Annotated in this window: 15 protein-coding genes and 1 pseudogene; 5 read left to right on the top strand and 11 right to left on the bottom strand. The window is 67.6% G+C overall.

Annotated features, from left to right (window positions below; translation table 11 throughout):
• Window positions 1-53: 53 nt before the first annotated feature.
• The 5 genes from AB0H88_RS48690 to AB0H88_RS48670 form a co-directional block, all read right to left on the bottom strand.
• Complete coding sequence (locus tag AB0H88_RS48690; RefSeq protein ID WP_357656514.1) at window positions 54-3,722, bottom strand: polysaccharide lyase family 8 super-sandwich domain-containing protein; 3,669 nt, start codon at window positions 3,720-3,722, stop codon at window positions 54-56.
• 65 nt (window positions 3,723-3,787) lie between these two features.
• Entirely contained in the window at window positions 3,788-4,846 is a 1,059-nt protein-coding gene (locus AB0H88_RS48685; protein ID WP_357656512.1) for a hypothetical protein, read from the bottom strand.
• Window positions 4,843-5,670, bottom strand: coding sequence for a carbohydrate ABC transporter permease (locus AB0H88_RS48680; protein WP_357656510.1), 828 nt, complete (start codon window positions 5,668-5,670; stop codon window positions 4,843-4,845). The genes AB0H88_RS48685 and AB0H88_RS48680 overlap by 4 nt, the downstream gene beginning before the upstream one ends.
• Window positions 5,671-5,689: 19 nt before the next feature.
• Entirely contained in the window at window positions 5,690-6,598 is a 909-nt protein-coding gene (locus AB0H88_RS48675) for a sugar ABC transporter permease (RefSeq protein WP_357656508.1), read from the bottom strand.
• 5 nt (window positions 6,599-6,603) lie between these two features.
• Window positions 6,604-7,905, bottom strand: coding sequence for an extracellular solute-binding protein (locus AB0H88_RS48670; protein ID WP_357656506.1), 1,302 nt, complete (start codon window positions 7,903-7,905; stop codon window positions 6,604-6,606).
• 169 nt (window positions 7,906-8,074) lie between these two features.
• Between AB0H88_RS48670 and AB0H88_RS48665 the strand changes: the two genes are divergently transcribed.
• Window positions 8,075-9,100 (top strand): LacI family DNA-binding transcriptional regulator, encoded by a 1,026-nt coding sequence (locus AB0H88_RS48665; protein WP_357656504.1) that lies wholly within the window; start codon window positions 8,075-8,077, stop codon window positions 9,098-9,100.
• A 205-nt stretch (window positions 9,101-9,305) separates the two neighbouring features.
• Here the strand turns inward: AB0H88_RS48665 and AB0H88_RS48660 are convergent, their stop codons facing one another.
• Entirely contained in the window at window positions 9,306-10,094 is a 789-nt protein-coding gene (locus AB0H88_RS48660; RefSeq protein WP_357656502.1) for a helix-turn-helix domain-containing protein, read from the bottom strand.
• Between the two features lie 37 nt (window positions 10,095-10,131).
• Between AB0H88_RS48660 and AB0H88_RS48655 the strand changes: the two genes are divergently transcribed.
• Together AB0H88_RS48655 and AB0H88_RS48650 are read left to right on the top strand one after the other, a co-directional pair.
• The gene (locus tag AB0H88_RS48655) at window positions 10,132-11,355 is read left to right on the top strand and encodes an oxygenase MpaB family protein (protein WP_357656500.1); all 1,224 of its coding nucleotides are present in this window, start codon (window positions 10,132-10,134) and stop codon (window positions 11,353-11,355) included.
• 294 nt (window positions 11,356-11,649) lie between these two features.
• Complete coding sequence (locus AB0H88_RS48650) at window positions 11,650-12,615, top strand: hypothetical protein (protein ID WP_357656499.1); 966 nt, start codon at window positions 11,650-11,652, stop codon at window positions 12,613-12,615.
• 175 nt (window positions 12,616-12,790) lie between these two features.
• Here AB0H88_RS48650 and AB0H88_RS48645 read toward each other — a convergent pair whose 3' ends face one another.
• Window positions 12,791-13,435, bottom strand: a complete 645-nt coding sequence (locus AB0H88_RS48645; RefSeq protein WP_357656497.1) for a prolyl oligopeptidase family serine peptidase — start codon at window positions 13,433-13,435, stop codon at window positions 12,791-12,793.
• 359 nt (window positions 13,436-13,794) lie between these two features.
• On the opposite strand from AB0H88_RS48645, the gene AB0H88_RS48640 reads away from it, so the two are divergent.
• Window positions 13,795-14,289 (top strand): hypothetical protein, encoded by a 495-nt coding sequence (locus AB0H88_RS48640; protein ID WP_357656496.1) that lies wholly within the window; start codon window positions 13,795-13,797, stop codon window positions 14,287-14,289.
• A 218-nt stretch (window positions 14,290-14,507) separates the two neighbouring features.
• Here the strand turns inward: AB0H88_RS48640 and AB0H88_RS48635 are convergent, their stop codons facing one another.
• Window positions 14,508-16,106, bottom strand: a complete 1,599-nt coding sequence (locus AB0H88_RS48635; RefSeq protein ID WP_357656494.1) for an ATP-binding protein — start codon at window positions 16,104-16,106, stop codon at window positions 14,508-14,510.
• Window positions 16,107-16,243: 137 nt separating this feature from the next.
• Here AB0H88_RS48635 and AB0H88_RS48630 point away from each other — a divergent pair, with 137 nt between their 5' ends.
• On the top strand, window positions 16,244-17,215 hold the full coding sequence (locus tag AB0H88_RS48630) for a hypothetical protein (RefSeq protein WP_357656492.1): 972 nt from the start codon (window positions 16,244-16,246) through the stop codon (window positions 17,213-17,215).
• A gap of 181 nt (window positions 17,216-17,396) precedes the next feature.
• On the opposite strand, the gene AB0H88_RS48625 is transcribed toward AB0H88_RS48630, so the two are convergent.
• The 3 genes and pseudogenes from AB0H88_RS48625 to AB0H88_RS48615 form a co-directional block, all read right to left on the bottom strand.
• Complete coding sequence (locus AB0H88_RS48625; protein ID WP_357656491.1) at window positions 17,397-18,011, bottom strand: DUF998 domain-containing protein; 615 nt, start codon at window positions 18,009-18,011, stop codon at window positions 17,397-17,399.
• A 328-nt stretch (window positions 18,012-18,339) separates the two neighbouring features.
• Window positions 18,340-19,230: a TIGR03619 family F420-dependent LLM class oxidoreductase gene (locus tag AB0H88_RS48620; protein WP_357656489.1), complete on the bottom strand. Its 891-nt coding sequence runs from the start codon at window positions 19,228-19,230 to the stop codon at window positions 18,340-18,342.
• Window positions 19,231-19,267: 37 nt separating this feature from the next.
• A pseudogene (locus AB0H88_RS48615) lies at window positions 19,268-19,678 on the bottom strand (NADP oxidoreductase); the annotation flags it as partial.

Here is a 19,678-nt window from a genome sequence, read left to right as displayed (position 1 = left end):
CCAGGAACCTCTCGCGGGTGGGGCGGCCGGGAATCCGGCCGCCCCACGTGTCGTCAGGTGGTCGGGCCGCTCACGTCGACGTAGCAGAGCGCGTACTCCGGACCGTCGGCATGGGTGAGCAGCAGCGCCGCCGAGCCGGTCCGGCCGGCGGTCACCGGGACCTCGATCTGGCCGCCCTCACCGACCAGGGCGGGACCGGAGACGGAGACTTCGCTCCGGCCGAGGGCTTCCACCGTCACCTTGTCGGTGGCGTTCCACGGGGTCAGGTGAGCGTTGACGGTGCCGGGCTTGCCGGTCTCCAGGGTGGTGGACTCGCAGCGCAGGTCATAGCCGCTGTAGACCTCCAGTTCCCAGATCGACAGCCCATACCGGGTGGCGGGGACGCCCTCGACACGCACGTACCTGGCATCGAGGGGAGAGCGGTCGATCGTGTCCGTCAGTTGCGTCTGCGGCTTGCGCACGTGGGCGAACTCCGTCCATTGGACGCCGTCAGCCGAGATCTTGATCGTGTAGTCCGTGGAGGTGGCCGCCTCCCAGAGGATCTTCACCTGACTGACTGGCCGCGTCTGGCCCAGGTCGACCTGGACCCAGCGGGGGGTGGTGGGCGGGTCCTCACGCTGAGAGGCCCAGCGGGTGGTGGCGTTGCCGTCGTTGACCAGTGCCGCGCGGACGGCGTCGGCATGGGAGGAGTCCGCGGTCACCGGCCGGTTCACTGCCAGGTTCTCCCGAGACGGCGCCGGCGGGCCAGGCACCTGCTCCTCCGCGAACGCCTCGATCTCCCAAAGTGACGGCCCGTACTGTGCGTTGTCCCGCTGGAGGGTCTGGACACGCAGGTAGCGGCCGGTGGCCTCGACGGGCAGGATGTCAAGCCCGCCGTCGCTGCCCGACGCGGGAGTCCGATAGACGTCCGTCCACGTCGTGCCGTCGTCCGAGACCTGCAGCGCGTACTGCCTGGCGAAGGCGCTCTCCCAGCTCAGCCGGACGGTGCGCAGGGTCTTTCGGGTGCCGAGGTCCACCCGCAGCCAGGTCGAGTCGGTGGCCAGGCCCTGCCATCGGGTCGTCGTGCTGCCGTCCACGGCCATGGCCGGTGTGCGGTCGCCCGTGCTGCCATCGGCGATGGCGGGCCGCCCCAGGGCGAGGTTGACAACGCTGGTGGCCGACATTTCGGCGACGTCGTAGCCGCCGGGGCCCGAGAGCATGAGCACCCGTGCGAACCGGGCCGGCGTCCCGTCGACCGACGTGTTCACCTGTGCGCCGGTGCCGTTCGTGACGAACTCATGGTCCTTCCAGGTCACGCCGTCGAGAGAGCTCTGAACGGCGTACCTGGTGGCGGCCCGCGCGCCCCACGTGAGCCGGATACCGGTCAGCAGGGATCCCCTGGGAAGCTCGTACCGCAGCCACTGGAAGTCCTCGCCGTCCGAGCTCCAGCTCGTCGTCGGGTCGCCGTCGCCCGCGAGCGCCGGCGCGGTCACGGCCGTGCGGGCGGTAAGCCGCCGGTCCGGGGCGTCCGGAGTGTCGGTGAGCCCCTGAGTGACCGGCTTGCCGAGCTCGGTGCCCGAGCCCAGCTTGAAGACGGCGTACCGGGACTTGCCCCCTTTGGTGAGTGTGACGGTGAGGGCGGCGTCGGGTACGTCGGGTACGGAGACGGTCACCTTCGCATCCGAGCCCTTGCCGTCGAGCATCACCAGGCCCGGCCGGTCGACCGACAGGCTCCGGCCATGGCCGAGGTCAAGTGTGCCCGGCTGGGTGAACACGGCCATGGTGCGGCCCAGGCGATCGTGCGTGACGGCCTGGACGTCGGCGTCGTTACGAAGGATGCGTACGGCAGGGTGCCGGGCGTAGGCGCGGGTTCTGGCCGGGGAGGCGTTGGGCAGGACGATGTAGGCGTAGTCGGCGGCTTCGGGTTTGACCCCGTGGTCCACGTAGAGCGTGAAAACGTTCCTGCTCACCGGCGCCTGGCCGATCCAGCTGCCCGTCTGTGCCTTGTTGGAGACGCGCAACGCGCCGCCGTTCGGCAGGATGTATCCGGTTTTGTCGTTGTAGGCCCAGGTTGCGTCGTCCCGGGCGCCGCGATCGGTGCCGTGCGGCACCGCGGCGCCGTCTACGGAGGTGGTGCCGCGGGCGACCGCCTGGTTGAGCGTGGTGTAGACCGGCCCGGTCGCGGAGGAGGAGATGCCGGTGCCGAGCGCCACCATTTCGTCGTCGAAGGCGAAGTAGCTCTTGGTCCCCTTGGTCTGGCCCTTGTCGAGTTGGAGCGTGGTGGCGCCGTACCTGCCGTCGGACACGCCGCCGACGAAGCTGCCCGCGTTGGTGCTGACCCCAGGGGTCAGCTTGAGCTGGTAGGGGTTGGTCACGCCGGGGTACTGGTACCAGTCGAAGGCAGGGTAGACGCCGGTGTACTCGTCACCGTCGACCTGGATGGCGGTCGCTCCGGCGGAGTTCCACTCGATCTCGTTGCCGATCTCGGGCCGGAGTGTCGATCGGTATTCGCCCGCTATGGTCCGCGCCGAGTTGAGCCTGGTGAAGATGGAATAGCCCGGACGGGCGTGGCCGCTGAATTCCGACCGCCAGAAGTACTTGTCGCCCTTCGTGCCGTTGGAGGCCGCCGTGCCCATGATGTTGTCGAGCATGCGCTGGTAGGTGGCCGCGTTCAGGGCATCGACCCGTACCATCGCCTGAAGAGGCACGATGAACTCCGCAGCCCCGGTGGCGATGCCCTGCACCGTCCTGGCCGGCCGGTAGCCCAGGTACAGCAGGCCGAACTCGCGCCGTGCCATCCACCGCGTCCCGCCGAGTATGTAGCCGGCGACCGCATCGAGCTCGGCCCGATTGAGGGCGAAGGAGGTTTCGCGGGCGAGGTCCGCCCAGATGGCGACGCTGTTGAAGAGGATCATGCCGTAGCCCTCGCTGTACAACTGCGCGCCGTGTGCCCAGAAGCTCCCGTCCACCTGGACGGCCTCGATGGACGTTCCGGTGTGGTCCACGGCCAGAGCCCTTGCCATGGTCCTGAGGCCCGTGCTGATGGCGGTCGCGTCCTGCTTACTGACCGCCTCAAGCAGGTAATTCTGCGTACGCCAGGAACCGTTCGCCCCGGTCGGATCGGCGATGCCGACGTTGTGCTTGAACGCCACTTCGAGCGCATCCGGGGCGAGCCGGTCGCCCGCCAGGAGTGAGACGCGCCCCATCACCATGGATTCGCCGATCTCGGTGTCCCACCAGTTCTTGCCGCCGGGGTCGACCTGGTCCCAATACGCGAGAGACCGGTTGAGCGCGTCCAGCAGGGCGGGAGCATCCGAACCCGGATGGGACGGGGTCCGGTAGGCCTGCGCGATCGCGTTCATGCGGCTGAGCGCGATCGACGGCTTCCACGTCGCGCCGTTGGCGGAGTTGGTCCGGTCGGCGTAGTCGACGTCCGCCCACGACCCGTCGGGGCGCAGCGAGGCGACGTAGTCGAGCGCCTGTGAGGCGCGGGCCATCACGTTGCCGTTCCAGATGTGGATGTCGTCGCCGAGGGAAATCAGATATTCGCGGGCGCGTGCCGTCATCACGGAGACGTCCTGCTCCACGGAGACGTCCTGCTCCACGGAGACGTCCTGCTCCACGGAGACGTCCTGCTCCACGGAGACGTCCTGCTCCACGGAGACGTCCTGCTTCGCGGTGGCGGCCTGGGCGGGTGTTGTGAGTGGAAGCAGCAGCAGGGTGAGGGCGAGTAATACGGGCATGCGAAATCTCATCGGTGCCTTCTCAGGGGTGGGCTGGTCGTGCTTGCGACGAGGCAGGGGAGGCGTCAGCGGGTGCGTTCGAGCCGGGCGACGCCGATCTTCGTGTCGGCCATGCCGTAGAAGACGTACAGAATGCCGCCGATGTCGGCGACGGTGGTGGGGAAGACGACGTTGGGCACCGTCCCCGACACCTCGTCGTCCGTCTCCGGGCTCAGGAGGGGTTGCTTGGACCTGGTGAGGACGCGTGCGGGGTCGTCCGCGTCGAGGATCATGGCCCCGGCCGCGTAGACGGCGCCTTGCTGCTGGTCGAACGGGTTGTCGCCAATGGTGCCCGCCGCGCCGTGGTGCAGCATGAGCCAGCCCTCGGGCACCCGGATCGGCGCCGGTCCCGCACCGAGCTTCAGCTCCTCGTACGGGTACTCGGGCAGGGCCACGAGACGGTGACCGCGCAGCCGCACCAGAGCCGAGGAGTCGAGCACGACTTCGTCCAGTGGCACGTAACTGATCCAGATTCCCGGCCGGTCGTCGTGTAGCCCGGACGGCAGCGGAGAGCCCTGGCCGGGGCAGATCGTGCCCAGGTCCCACATCGGCCGGTGCAGCATGGCCAGGCTGGGCCTGCCGTCAGGCGCGAGCACCGGCTCGGGGAAGAACACGGCGTCCTTGTTGGGATAGAGATTGAGATCCACGTCCAGGCCGTCGTCGTAGCCGAACTGGACCGGTCCGAGCCGCCGCCACTCCCGCACGTCGGCGGAGGTGGCCAGAGCGAGCCGTGGGCCGAGCGGCCCGAAAGCGACGTACGTCATCACGTGCAGCCCGAGCACCGGCAGGTGCGTGACCCGCGGATCTTCGACGCCGGCGCTGCCCGCGCCGCGTTCCCAGCCGCGGTCGGGAGCCAGCACCACTCCCTCTCGCCGGACCCCGGCCGGAACCCCGTCCACCACCTCGACTCTGGCCAGGCCGATCCGCGAGACGTTGCCCCGGGCGACGAGCCGGGGGAGCAGGTAGAGATGCCCGTCCGGCCCCCAGCCGCAGGCGGGGTTCAGCACGCCTTCGGCCTCGAAGGGCTCGCCTTCGTCCGGGGCCATGAGCACACCGGCGCGGACGAGGCGGTACGGAAAGGTCATCCCTTGATCCCGTCTTCGATGACGCCACGGACGAAGTAGCGTTGGAAAGCGATGAACAGCACGATCACCGGCACGGCGAGCAGCGTCGACGCTGCCGTGACCGTGCCCCAGTAGTTGCCGCCCCCGGCCGTGGCGTGGGCGCCGGAGCCGAGGATCCCGACCGCCACCGACAGCGGCTGCCAGTAGGTGTCGCGGACGACGAGCAGCCCCCACAGGAAGTCGTTCCACGGCCCGATGAACGTGATCAGCGTCGCGATCAGGAACGCCGGCTTGGTGAGGGGGATCGCGATCTTCCACAAGATGCGCAGGTTCCCGGCACCGTCGAGGTAAGCAGCGTCGAACAGCTCCTGCGGCAGCCCGCGGAAGAACTGACGGAAGATGATGATCGCGGTTGCGTTGACGGCCATCGGGAAGATCAGCGCCAGATAGTTCCCCGGGCCGGGCCGGGCCCAGCCCCAATCGCTGACCATGATGAACAGCGGCACCATGAGCAGTTGGAACGGAAGCGCGAGCGTGAAGAGGATCACCGCGAACAGCGCGTCCCTGCCGCGGAAGCTGAGCCGGGCCAGCGCGTAGCCGGTGAGCGAGCCGATCACGAGCGTGATGGACACGACGCCCAGCGTGTAGACGGCCGAATTGAGCAGGTTCCAGGTGATCGGCAACTTGGCGAAGATGAACGTCCAGGTGCTGAAGTCCAGGGACGGAGGCACGAGGGAACCCGTGGAGCCGGGCGGCGACACGCTGGTGATGATCATGAAGTAGAACGGGAACAGGAAGATCAGCCCGCCCAGGGCCAGAATCGTGTAGCGGACGATACGCGTCATGGTGTGCGTTTCTCCAGCGTCATGTCGTGCGTTCCTCCAGGAAGCGGCGCTGTAGCAGGACCACCGCGACGACCACGACGGCGACCACGATCCCGATGGCGGCGGCGTAGCCGAAGTCGAGCGACTGGAAGCCTTTCTGGTACAGGTAGAGGACGGGAGTCATGGTGGAGTTGAGCGGCCCGCCGCCGGTCATCAGGTAAGGCTCGGCGAACACCTGGAAACCGGTGATCGTCGACAGCGCGATCACCAGGGCGATCGCCGGCCGCAGGCCGGGCAACGTGACGTGCCGGAAGCGCTGCCACCAGGTGGCGCCGTCGGTGACCGCCGCCTCCTCCAGCGACCTCGGGATGGTCTGCAGCCCGCCGAGGAACAGCAGCACGTAGAAGCCGAGCGATTTCCACGTCACCACCACCGCGATGGTGGGCATGGCCAGCCACGTGCTCGTCAACCACGGCAGCCCATCGAGCCCGAGGGCCTTCAGGAAGCCGTTGAGAATCCCGTCGTCAGTGGACAACATCCACTTCCACAGCAACGCCACCACGACGGTCGAGGTCACATACGGCAGGAAGTAGACCGTGCGGAAGAACACCCGGCCGGGGAAGCTCGCGTTGAGCGCCACGGCCAGCGCGATTCCGCAGACCAGCGTCAGCGGGATGTTGACGGCCAGGTAAACGAAGGTGTTGGCGAGCGAGGTGAGGAACAGCGGATCCTGGAACAAGGCGAGGAAGTTGCCCAGGCCCACCCACGGCCTGTCGACGGAGATCAGGCCCCACTCGTGCAGGGACATGTAGACGGCGAACCCGAGCGGGTAGGCGATGAAAGTGAGGAAGAACACCGCGTACGGCAGCGTGTACAGCCAAGAGCCGCGGTTGTGCGGCTTGCCGGCCCGCCGCCTGCTTCTCCTGGCGCCCACGGCCATGGTGGACATGCCGGTCACTTCCTGACGAGCTGGTCGACCTGGTCAGCGGCGTGCTTCAGAGCCTCGGCGACCGGCTGCTTGCCATAGATCGCGGCGCTCTGGTAGGCGGTCGACAGGGCCGTGAGCACGTCGATGGTCTTGGTCGACAGGTCCAGGTCCAGCACGTTGCCGGCCTGCTTGACGAACGGCTCCAGCAGCGGGTTCTCCTGGAAGAACGCCTCACCGACGTCGTCGGCCAGCGAGGTACGCAGCGGGATCTGCTTCAGGTCCGACAGGAACGCGGTGTCGTTGTCGGCGTTCAGATAGAACTTCACGAATTCCCATGACGCGGCCTTGTTCTTGGCCGTGGAGAAGATGACCACGTGCTTGATGTCGCCGTACGTGGTCACGGTGCCGGTGGCCTTGGCGTCAGGCACGGGCACGGTGCTGACGCCCGCCTCGGCCGCGACCTGCTTGGTCATGCTGGGGATGTTCCACGGGCCGGAGAGGTAGAACGCGCTCTTGCCCTGGTTGAACGGGTTGGTCTCGTCCAGGCCGGCGCTGCTGCGTGCGTTGTAGCCCTTGGCGAATGTGTCGCGCCAGAAGGTCATCGACTCCACCCCGGCCTGCTCGTTGAACGCCGAGGCGTCGACCTTCGCGGTCAGCAGGCCGTGCTTGGCCGCGGCCAGGTAGGTTGGGTACCAGTCGAAGGACCGGTGCCACCAGGTCTGGTCGATGGACTGGGCGATGGGCGCGATGCCGGCGGCCTTGAGCGCCTTGAAGGCCGCCAGATACTCGCTGTAGGTGGCGGGCGGCTTTTCCGCGGCGAGCCCGGCCTTCTTCAGCAGGGCCTTGTTGTAGAACACCATGACCGGGTTGGTGCGCCACGGCACGACGTAGAGCGAGCCGTCGGCGGCGCGGTAGCCGTCCAGGACCGTCTGACCCGAACGCTGCGTCACGAAGCTCTCGGCGTCGGGGAATTCCTTGCTGAGATTCAGGATGCCCCCGGACTCCGCCAGAGACGGCGACTGCGCCGTGGACGCGCCGATGAGGAGTTCCGGTGTGCTCTTGGCCGCCACCGCCGCGGCGATGCCGTCCTCCGAGGCGGTGGCCGCGGGCAGATCCTGCGCGACGAACTTGGTCGCGTGGCCGGCGTTCCACTTCTCGACGACCTTGCGCACGAAGTCGCCCTCCGTCCCGGCGGGCGCCCAGATGGTCAGCGTCTGAGCGCCCGCCGACTGCCCAGCCGGAGCGTTGCCCCGTTCGGCGGAGCATCCAGCGATGGCGAGCGAGCCCACGACGGCCACCGCCGCGACGGACCTTCTATTGATCCACACTGGGAGTCCCTTCCGTGCTGAACCGGTTGTGCATCGTGAACGTACAGATGCGAAACCTGGGGGTCAAGGTCCTTATGGGAGCGGTACAGACGTACGCCAGCGGAGTGTTTAACCGGTTCTGCTATGGTGCGAGGGATCGTTTTCGGCCATCCGGGGAAGAAAGGTGTCCATGCAGGGGCGTCCGACCATCAACGATGTGGCGCAGGCGGCCGGGGTCTCCAAGAGCGCGGTGTCGTACGCGCTGTCCGGGCGCGGGCGCATCGGCGCGGAGACCCGTGAGCGGGTGCTCGCCGTCGCGGCCGAGCTCGGCTGGCAGCCCAGCCAGCAGGCACGCGGCCTGTCCAGCTCGCGCACCTACGCCATCGGGCTCGTCTTCGCCCGCCCCGCCGAGTTGATCGGCGCCGACCCGTTCTTCGCACCGTTCATCGCCGGCGTGGAGGCCGAGTTGAGCCACCACAAGTACGCCCTGCTGTCCCAGGTGATCGTGGGCGGCGAGGCCGAAGAGGAGGAAGGCTACCGCCGCCTCGCCAGCGGGGGCCGCGTGGATGGCATGATCCTCACCGACCTGCGCGACATCGACCCCCGCATCAGTCTGCTGCGCGATCTCGGGATGCCCTACGTCGCCGTGGGCCGTCCGATGCAGGCCATCGACGGGCCCGCGGTCAGCAACGACGACTCCGCGTCGGTCACCAGCGCCGTCGACCACCTCGCCGACCTGGGCCACCAGCGCATCGCCCAGGTCTCCGGCTCGCGAGCCCTGGTGCACGGCCTGGAACGCGAGCGGGCCTTCCACCGCGCGCTGGCCGCGCGCGGCCTGTACGCGGGCACGGTGATCCCCGGCGACTTCACCGGTCAAAGCGGCGCCGAGGGGATGTGCGCCCTCCTCGAACTGTCACACCGGCCGACCGCGATCATCTTCGCCAACGCCCTCATGGCCATCGCCGGCATGCAAGAGGCCGCACGTCAGGGCGTGTCCGTGCCCGCTGACATCTCCGTCGTCGCCCTGGATGACAACCCGATTGCCCCTTTCGTCACGCCAGCGCTCACCGCCGTACACACTGACGTCCTGCTCTGGGGCTCGCTCAGCGCTCGCACGATCATGGCCTGGATCGAGGGTGCATCGGACACCGCAGACGTGACGCTCCCCAGCGAGCTCGTCGTCCGCGGCTCGACCGCACCGCCACCGTCGCCCTGAACGACTTTTGGTGTCACGTGACCGGCTGCGTCTGGATCGGCCGATCCAGACGCAGCCGGCCTTCACGCAGGGCGGCTTGTACTCACGGTGAGCCGGTACGGAGCGGCATGACCCCAGCTGATCGGACAGAGTGCCGATCACTGGACAGATTGCCCTGGACCGCGTCGAATACCGTCACAACGGCTCTGGCCTGTGGTCTTGAAGCTCAGGCTGGTGGCTCCAGCATGGGCACGAGGAATCGCCAGGCCACCGCGGCCAGTTGCTCGTCGTCATCCAGGTTGATGATGGCGCTGGGGATCGTCAGGAAGGAGGTGGAGATCCGCACCATCATCTCGGCCACGAGGTCGACGTCGAGGCTGCTCGAGACGTTGCCGGCGCGTTGCTCGCTGCGGAGTTGGCCGGCGACGAAATGCCGCACGGTGGCGAGGGTCTGACCCCCGTCGGCCATCATGGACGGGACTAGCAGGTCCGGTTCCGTGGCGATGAGTCCGCCTATCAGCGGATTGCTGCGAATTGCCCGCAATGAGGTCACGAAGCCCAGCACCACCCTGTCGGCAGCGGTGGCGGCTTGTTCTATGTCGATGAGGAACCGGTCGAAATAGCGGCGGAACTCCCGGCGCACCACATGTTCGACCAGCGTGTCCTTGGTGTCGAACCGGCGGTAGACCGTGATCCGCGACACCTTCGCCAGCCGGGCGACGTCCTCCATGGTGGAGCGTCTGATGCCCATCCGGCAGAACTGCTCGTACGCCGCGTCGAGGATGCGCGCCCGTAGCTCGTCGCTGTCGTCGACGCGCTCGACGGCATCGACATAGGCGCGCTCCAGCAACGAATCAGAGTCCGACGGCGCCACGAATCCGGACACCACAGATTCCACGACCGCCTCCTGTAGAGATTCTGCCTCAAACGCGCTCTTGTGATGCTCGTCACACTGTGCTCTGATGATGATACACGGATCCATGACCTGTTTCTCAGTATCAACCATTTCTCGCATGCCCTGAGCAGAACCCCACCTCGAAGGAGTGCGGAGCATGGCAGAGTTGAGCAGGCGCGAAGTACTGATCTCGGGCACCGCCTTGGGAGCGCTCGGCGCGTTAGGGATGGCCTCCCCGGCCCAGGCGGATTCCCTGTCCGGCGACTGGGGCTGGCCGGCCAGTGGTTCGATAGCGGGTTCCGGCAGCGGCGCCGACCCTCGATGGGTGTGGGACGACGTGGCCGACCCGCTCCTCGCCTCCCTGCTCGACCGCGGTGCCATACCCGAGGTCAACCGGCTGCTGTACGACTGGAACCGCAACGACCAGCCCCTGCCCGCGGGATTGCCGGAGGATCTGCGGGCCTTCATCGAGCAGGCGCGTCAGCTGCCGCCGTGGGCCGACCCCACCAAGCTGGATGCCGCGGCGCGGTTCCACTCGCTCAAGGGGAACTACATCGTCGTCCTCACCATCGTCGGCGCCGGGATGCTGGCCACCGCCATCCCCAAGGAGGCACGCGCTGTCTATTACTCCGCGGGCGGTGCGGATCTGAAGGACCGGATCGCCAAGACGAACATCCTGGCGTACGCGGTCAGACCCCAGAACGCCTGGGGTCCCGGCGGCACGGCCGTGGTCGAGGCTGTGAAGACCCGACTGGTGCACGCGGCGGTGCGGCACCTGCTGAAGTCGTCTCCCCACTGGTCCGGCCCTATCCCGATCAGCCAGGAGGACATGCTCGTCACGTGGCACACCCTGGCGACCTACTCCATGCGCGGGATGCGGGAATGGCAGGTGCGCATCTCCGCCGCCGAGGCCGCGGCGTACCTGCACTCGGTACAGATGCTGGGGCACATGCTCGGCATCAGGGACGAGTTCCTCCCCGCCACGTGGGACTCCTCCTACACCCAGTCGGATCTGGTCCTGCCCAGGAACATGGGGCCGACCCCGGAGGGGGTGGAGCTCAACGCCATCCTGCGGGACATGCTCTCGGAGCTGACCAGCCCCGGCGGCGTCGACAAGTCTCTCGTCAACGCCTTCGCCAGGTACCTCACCGGCGACCAGGTGGCCGACTGGAACGGCGTCCGGCGCGAGCCGCTGTGGGACCCGACGGTCAAGACCGCGTGGCCGCTACTGGTGCGGTTCCGTGAGGGTCTGATCGGGCTGCCGCTGGTGCCCGCCGCCGCCTGGCTACTCGACGAGATGATCAAGAAGTGGACCACGTACTACCTCACCAAGGGGGCACAAACCAAGATCGTGATTCCGACGGGTAACCGGCCCAGCTGATCACGGTCCAGGCGTGCCGCTCGCATCGACGGGCAGGGTCGCCGAGCTCACCGCCTGGCCGGCCTCCGACAAGGTCAGCTTCTCTAACGGCCCCGTCTACGCCTCCGGCGGCAGGAAGCCGTGACTCGCACATGGCCCGCGTCGTCAAGACCGCGAACGGGCTCAATGGGCGAAACGCGAGCGTGCTGTCAAGTGTGGATCTTCTTGAGGTAATTCGTATTAGCATCTTGACGCAGCCTTCCGCTGGGAGCGAGCGTGTGAATCCGCACCAAGACGCAGCGTGAAGGAGCCGAAGTGGACACCCCCCACCCATTGATCCGACGGCGGACCGTGTTGCTGGGCGTGGCCGCGGGCCTGGGTCTCGGACCGGCCGCGAGCGCGGCGGCGGGCCCGGCCGGGATGCCGACCTACCGGTACCTGCGCGACGCACTGGCCCTGCCGCTCAGCCACAACCCGACGGGGGAGTTCATCTTCCCCTGCATCAGAGGGGTGTACGACAAGCTCAGCAATCCCCGAGCGCGCTACTACCTCTACTACGCCCCTCACGAGAATCCGGGCGGCATCTGCGTGGCCTTCGCCAACTCCCTGGCAGGCCCCTTCGACGACTACTCGGGCAACCCGCTCATCGACAACCGCCTGCCGACCACCACGGTCTCACACGTGTCCTCACCTCACGTGACCTGGGACGCCGCCACCCGGCAGTTCTTCTGCTACTTCCACGGCGAGAACTTCACCACCCGCGTAGCCCGCTCCACCGACGGCGTCACCTTCACCGACGAGACCCCGATCCTGAGCACCCGCCTGGTGCCCGGTACCTCCGAGACCTCATACGCGCGGGTCTTCGAGCATCAGCTGCCCGGCCGGAACAACAAGTACGTGATGATCTTCATGGGGCTGCGCAACGGCCGTCGCATCTTCTACGGCTGGTCGCCCAACGGATGGGACGGCTGGCAGTTCAGCGCGACCCCGCTGGTGAACCCCGAGCCCGACGGCGTGACCGACATCTCCGGCGCCACCCTCGTCAAGCGCAACGGAACCACCTACGTGGCCTATCACGGCAACGACGGCAGAATGCGGATTACCGAGGTCGGCAACGCCTTCGACAGGGAGACGCACCTCGGCGTCTTCCACTCCCCGATCCCCTCGGACAACGGCAGGGTGGCGGCGCCGTCGTTCGGCACCCAGGACGGTGTGGAGTACATGTTCTACGAGGCGGGACCACGACTGAACGCACGCATCTGCATCGCCCGAGCGGTCTGACGGCCGTCGGCGCTGAGCAAGAGCGCGTTGTCGGTCTCGGCATCGACTGATCCAGGATTGATCTTCAGGGCAGATCCAACGCGTACGAGCAACCATCGGTCGGCGTGGCGTCTACGAGCTGGGTGAACCTGAGCCGGGTCGCCTCGAGAGGGAACGAGCTGTCTCGACCTGCGTCTCAGTGTTCGTCTTCAGCCGCTTCGGAAGGCAGGCTAGATAGCGGTCTTGACCTGAATGCCGGTTGCGGCAGGGGAAACAGGCTGTCGAGTTCAGCGGCGAGAATGCGCGCAATGTCTCTTGCCCGGCGGAACGAGTGGCCGGCCCCCGGAATGACCATCAAACGTGTGATGTCCGGGTTCCGGTCGGAGAGTGCGCGGACCTGATTGAGGGGAGTGACGGCGTCCGCATCTCCATGGATCAAGAGCAGCGGGCGCGTGGAGGCGAAATCGTCGAGGTGGCCTGCCAGGGGTGCCGCGTGATGTGCCTGGAATTTGGGCGCACTCTGGCCCCAGACATTCGGGTCGATGATCGCGGATCTGGCTATTCCGGCTTGGAACACCTCTGTCGAGGACAGCGCGGACAGCACCGTGAATCCACCCGCGCTGGCGCCCCAAATGGCGGTCCGGTCGCGGTCGGCCAGCCCTGCCGCCGCCAGGTGAAGGCCGGCATCGGCGCAGTCCGTGGCGTCGATCCTGCCCAGCGATGGCGCAGTTGAAGCCGCTATGCGCGTCCGTATCCGGTACTCCCTCGATAGTCGATGTCCGCGACAGCGAATCCATGGCTGGTGAAGTACTGGGCGTGAAGATCCAGCCGTAGCGGCCAATTCGAGGTGGGCCCCGGGTGCGCTCGGACGAGGAGAGGCGAGGGCTGATTGGTCGCGGTCGCTGGAGGATGGTAGAGCCCGTGTGCTACAGCCCCGTCCCGAGGTGCACCTCCCGTGGTCTTTGCTGCTCGTTGCAAGCAAATGAGGCGTTGCAGATGTGCTGTCAGCACGTTGAACAGGCCCGATTCCCGGAATTGCCGCTGGGCCACCGATGTCGTCGATTCGATCGATCCGTCGATGGCTACGCGGCGCCTGTGTGGACGAAAGCGAGAGTGAACATGGCGGAGACGACTGTGGCAGAGCACTCAAGCTCTGTTGGGCAATGCATGGTCTGGCGGCTTCGCGACGACGCTCGGGCGGTGGGTGATGCCCGGAACCTCGTCCGGCGCACGCTCCTGCTGGTAGGTCTGCAGGCCGATCTCGTGGAGGATGCCGTGCTGATGGTCAGCGAGCTGGTCACCAACGCGGTTTCGTACGGTGACGCGCCGTACGAGTTGGTGCTACGGGTCGATTCGGTCGAAGTGGTCTGCATGGTGGTCGACGCCGGAGCCGTTCGCCCGATGCCGATGAACAGGGCTCTGGACCCGCTGGAGGAGTATCACGGCCTCCACGTGGCCCCTCTACGGAGGGATCACGAGCAGCTCGCATGGATGAGCCCGGCCGCTCGGTGCGGGCGGGTTCGGGTGCGCCAGTACACGTGTAGTCGTTGCGTGCCCTGGTACGAGTTCTGCGTCGCGGGCTGGCTGACGTTCGTCCGGCGTTCCACTGATGGCGTGACCCACGAGACGGCGTGGACGATGGCGGCCGAGGCGGAGCGGGTCTGGGGGGCGCTGCTCAGAGGTGCAGCCCGGTGAGTTCGTCCGTGCCTGGGGGTGGTGCCAGTCGGTGTCCTCAGCGGTGGTGTTCGAGGCTGGACAGGGCGTTGCACAGCGGTTGGTAGAGCAGCCGAGTGAGGGCCGGGTCTCCCAGCGCTCCTCTTGGTAACGCAGCAGTTCGGCACGAAGGAGTTGATGCCGCAGCTGGCGTCTACCGCCTCGGCGACATAGACGGAGACGCTCTCGGTGAGCTTGCGTCACACACGCAGAACGGTTACCTGTCGGCCGGACGGTGTGGTCGCCTGCTCGAATCCGCCGCGTTCCTTCCAGGGTGGGGCTTCGGGGCGCCGGTCGAAGATCACCAGTACGCCGGTGGTGAGGGTGAGGCGGTCCAGGTACCGGTCGAGCTGGGCGAGTCCATCGGGTGTCGGGTCAGTTTCGCCTGATCGCCAGACCTTCAGCTCCATGGCTTCCCGCTGCGTCAGCCGTTCGCCTTCTGGGCCGGCGTAGGGCCAGCGGACCAGGACATCCAGCCGTTTGGTGCCGGCGGCGTATTCGCGGTCGAGGTGGCCTCCGCCGTTGACCAGGCGGTGCAGGAAGGCCATGAGGACGATCTGGCAGGCGGCCTCGTGGTAGCCCTCCTGGTTGATGAGGACCTCTGCGTGCTCGCGCCAGAACACGACGAACTCCTGCAGCAGGCGCGGCAGGTCGAAACGGCCGTCCGGCAGTACGAAGGTGTGCGGATCGGCGCGTACGAACCGTTCCGTGCGATCGCCCAGCACCCGGAGCAGGACTTCCCGATAGATGGGGTTGGCGATCTCCAGGTCCCTGGTTCCGCGAATGAGGCCCAGGTCGTGGACGTAGGAGGCGGCCTCGTCGAAGGCGATGTCCAGGCCTGGAGACGTGCCGGCCACGATCGGTTCGATCACTCGCTTGACCCGAGGTTCGTGCAGGCGGGCCACCAGGGCGTCCAGGTGGGTGGCGCGGGCCCGGATCAGCCGCTCCTTGGCGTCTTCCACCTGCGCGGTGTCGATGGTGCCGCGCACCTCCATGTCGACCACGACCTCGTTGGCGAGGGCGTTGACCAGCCACGGTTGCCCCCGTGTCAGCTCGAAGACCCGCTCCACCGCGTCCTTGGTGAATTCCTGGCCCGTCGCCTGTGTGTGCTGGTCGTAGAGTTCGGCGATCTGGTCGGCGGTGAAGTCGCCCAGGCGTAGCGACTTGCGGATGATGTTGAACGGGCTGGCCGGGTTGGATCGGCTGGGGTCGCCGCCGGAGGCGGCCTTGTAGTCACGCACATCCCGCAACCCGCACAGCACGATGGAGGTGGGGAACGGCTGGCCTTCTGGCCGCGCGTTGTGGCCGTCGCGGAGCTGGCTGAGGATACTGACCATGCTGTTGCCCTGCAGGGCGTCGATCTCGTCGAGGAACAGCACCACCCGGCGCGGGCAGCGGCGGCACCACTCGCTCAGCGCCTCGTTGAACCGGCTGCCCGGCGTGACCTGAGGCCAGGGATCCGGTGGCAGCAGTTCCTCCGGCCATCCCGATCGCGCGGCGGCTTGACGGAGGGAATCCAGCAGCAGCGACTCCGCCCAGCCGAGGTCGTCACCGGCCGACTTGGCGCGCTCGCAGGAGAACATCAGGGCGGCGATGTCACCCTCGGCGGTGAGTTCGGAGGCCAGGGTGCGCAGCGTGGTCGTCTTCCCGGTCTGCCGGGGCGCGTGCAGCACGAAGTAGCGGTCCATCTCGATCAGCGCCCGCGCCTCGGGAAGCCGTGGTGTGGGGGGCAGCATGTAGTGGAGCCGCGGATCGCAGGGACCGGTGGTGTTGAAGTATCTCGCTAGGGGTGGCGGCATCGTCACAGTCTGCCACCACTCTGACCGGAGAGCCCGAAGATTCTCCGACCGGTCTCAGGTCATCCGGTGACGAATGGTCGTACTTTCGGGACCAAAGACCTTCGCCCAACCCGGGAGTGTGGCACGAGGCTCGAGGAGTGACCAAGCCCTTCGCCACCCGGTCCGGCGTGCGCCGGGTCATCGAGGCCGCGATCGCCGCGCCTTCCATGCACAACACCCAGCCGTGGCCGTTCTACCACCTCAGGGACAGCGTGTCCGTGTATGCCGACCTTCGCCGGCGCCTGAAGGTCGCGGACCCCCTCGGGCGTAGCCTCGGCATGAGCTGTGGAGCGGCGCTGTTCAACATGAGGCTGGCCATCAGGATGACCGGATACGAGGCACGTGTCCTGACGTTGCCCGCTCCACGCTCCGCGCCCGATCTCCTCGCCGTCGTCCGTACCGCTCAAGGGGAGTCGCCGTCGCCCGAGGAGCGGCGGCTGCATGCCGCCATCCCGCACCGGCGCACCAACCGTTTCCCCTTCGACGGGCACGCGCTGCCTGCGGAGGTCGTCGGCGACCTCGCCGCCGCGGCCGGCCGGGAGGGGGCGACCCTCACCATGCTGCGCGGCCAGGCGACCCGCCGGGTGCTCTCCCTGGTCGCCTATGCCGACCGGACCCTGTCCGGAGACGAGGCCTACCGTGCCGAGCTGGCCCATTGGACGGCAGACGGCCTGCGCGACGACGGGGTGCCGAGAGATGCCTTCGGCCCGCGTCCCTGGGACGGCGGGTTGCCGATGCGCGACTCCCGCCTCGGGACGGGCACGCAGGTGGCAGTCTTCGAAGACGATCCGCAGATCGCGGCCCTGTTGACCGGCGGCGATGGTCCGCACGACTGGCTGGTGGCCGGGCAGGCCCTGCAACGGGTGCTGCTCACCGCCACCGCCCACGGTGTGTCGGCGTCGATGTTCAGCCAGCCGCTGGATCTCGAGGACGACCGGTTCGGCGGTCGGCGGGACGGGGCACATGGCCAGGTGCAGATGCTGCTGCGGCTGGGCTACGGCCCGCCGGTCCCCGCCGTGTCACGCCGCCCCCTGTACGAAGTCCCCAACGCGCGGCAGTGGCGCTGCTGACGCGGCACGGCCACCCCACAGAGGCCGTACGGCCCCGCCGAGAAGGGTCTGTCGACCCTGCCGCCGCACCGTGGCAGCGCGCATCCTTGGCCAGAGAGCCCACCGGCACATCGACAAGGAGGAGCACGGCCACAAGATCGTCAGCGCTCCGCGTTCCCCCTGCATGGGCACGGCGCGCGTCTCACGCGCGCCGTAGGATCCCGCCCGCGAATACGGCGAGGGCTACGGCGCCGGTGACGGCGATCGAGCGCTCGAACAGGCCGCCCAGACCGGCCTGCTGAGTGAGTACGGTGGCCACGGCGAAGCCGAGAATCAGGATCGTGGTCCAGCGCGTCGGCCATGACCACGCCTGCCAGCCGGGTATCCGCCGCATGGCGGCCGCCAGGAAGAATCCAGCGATGATGAGCAGCAGCACGCCGGCCGAGCTGATGATGTTGTCGAGCTGTCCGCCGGTGTTGGACAACTGCCGGGTGGCAGTGCATTCCGGGTCGGCCATGCGGCAGGCCAGCCGTTCGCCGGCGCTCAGCAGATTGCCGAGACCGACGATGGACAGCACGAGCAGGCCGGAACCCACCACCGCCGCCCAGCCGCCGGTACGCAGTGTGGGCCATACGGAGCGCAGCGCGAACCCGATCGTCGCGGCGCCGCACAACGTGAAGACGACCACCAGGAACATGCCTCCCGGCGCGGTGACCGCGTACATGTCGCTGATGGTGTGGGCCAGGGAGCTGTAGCGCGGGCCCTGCCAGGAAGTGGCGACGAGCCAGCTCGCGACGAAGGCGGCCTGAGCTGCCAAGCCCGCCCACGCCCAACGTCTGACGCTCGCATGCCGCCGGGCCGAGGACCTTGCTATCTCAGCGGCGGCAGGATCGAGCGCTGGTACGGATTTGCTGGTCAGCGATGGTGCTCCTTCATCTGGCGGCAGCGGTGCCGCGGCATGCGATGCGCGCGTGGGTCTCGCCGCTGAGAATGTGGCATTCGCGGTTCATGGTCACGAACGAGTTCTGGTACCAATGCTCGTTCGAAGTCGGTACCAGAACTTGTTCGTAGAAACAGAGGTGGCGCGGTGCGGGATGAACTCGGTCATGGCTTCATTGCGTCAAGGTTGTCCGGCTCTTGGGTGGTCACAACCGACCGGTGCGCGCGATCACCTGGCCGGCGAAGTCAAGCATCTGGTCAAGGTCGGAGAACAGTGCGAAGGCGTCCACGAACGCCTCGTCCGCACTGGACTCGGCGAGGCGCTTGAGCTTGTCGGCCAGCGAATCAACGGACGTGCCCGGTTCGAGGTTGATACGTATGGCCTTCTTCAGCGTGTCGGGGTCGCGGCCGGCCTCCTGCGCCGCCTGGCGCGCGAGCGACCACAATCGGTCGGCGACCTCGTCCGGCAGAAAGTCGAGTCCGAGCCAGCCGGTGGCGCTGCGGCCGACCCGGCGCATCGCGGCCTCGCTGGCGCCGCCGATCCAGATGGGCGGTCCGCCCGCTTGCACCGGGCGCAGGTCGGCGTGGACCGGCGGCAGCGAGAAGAACTCGCTGTCCCAGGACACCGGGTTGGCCGTCCACCACTCGTGCAGGAACGCCAGCAGGTCATCGAGCATCCGCCCGCGCCGGCTCCAGTCCGCGCTGCGGGAGATGTCGTGCTCGTCCTTCATCCACCCGAGTCCCACGCCGACCTCGAGACGGCCGTCGCTGAGCACGTCGAGCGTGGTCAGCATCCGGGCCAGGTGCGGCGGCTCGTAGTAGAAGGTGCTGAGCGTGCTGGCATTCAGCCGTACCCGGCTGGTCGCCGTCGCGGCGACGGTCCACAGCAGCACCGGGTCGAGGTAACGCTTCATCTGCGGCGGGTACGGTTGCTCTTTGCCCGGATAGATGCTATGCATATCGACCGGCTGGACCAGGCGATCGCCGACCCACAGCGTGTCGTAGCCAAGGTCCTCGATCCCGCGGCAGAACGCGCTCAGGCCGGTGGCGCTGCTGATAGCGGGCCCGATTATGGGAAGTGTGAAACCAAGCTTCATCGGGGAGTCCTTTCGGTGATCCGCTTCCCGGAGCGGCTCAGACGGGAAGTTCGGTGATGCTGAGGGCGAAGTCCAAGTTCCCCACCCCGTGGTTGGCGAGGCCCACCGTGACCACGCCCGCTCCTTCCAGCCAGTGCGCCATTTTCAGGCCGCCGACGTCCAGCGGGCGTAGCCCGAGGCTTTCGATGAACGTCTCCACACTTGCCTTGGCCTGCGCATTATCGCCGGCGATGAAGACGTCGGGCCGGCCCTTCTCCAGGGCATGACGGAAGATGGTGTTGAACGCCTTCACCACGCTGGCGCCGGCCGGGGCCGCTTTGGCGACTTCCCGCGCGATCGAGGTCTCCTCGCGGTGGGCCAGCCCGTCGAACGTGGAATTGAAGGGATTGCTGATGTCGACGATGACCTTGCCCGCGAGAGCGTCTCCGTACTGGGCGACGACCGGCAC

It is taken from the genome of Nonomuraea sp. NPDC050680 (genome assembly GCF_040654555.1).
GTDB lineage: Bacteria > Actinomycetota > Actinomycetes > Streptosporangiales > Streptosporangiaceae > Nonomuraea.
The sequence above is the reverse complement of the archived record's forward strand: the minus strand, read 5'-3'. Positions and strand labels throughout refer to the sequence as shown.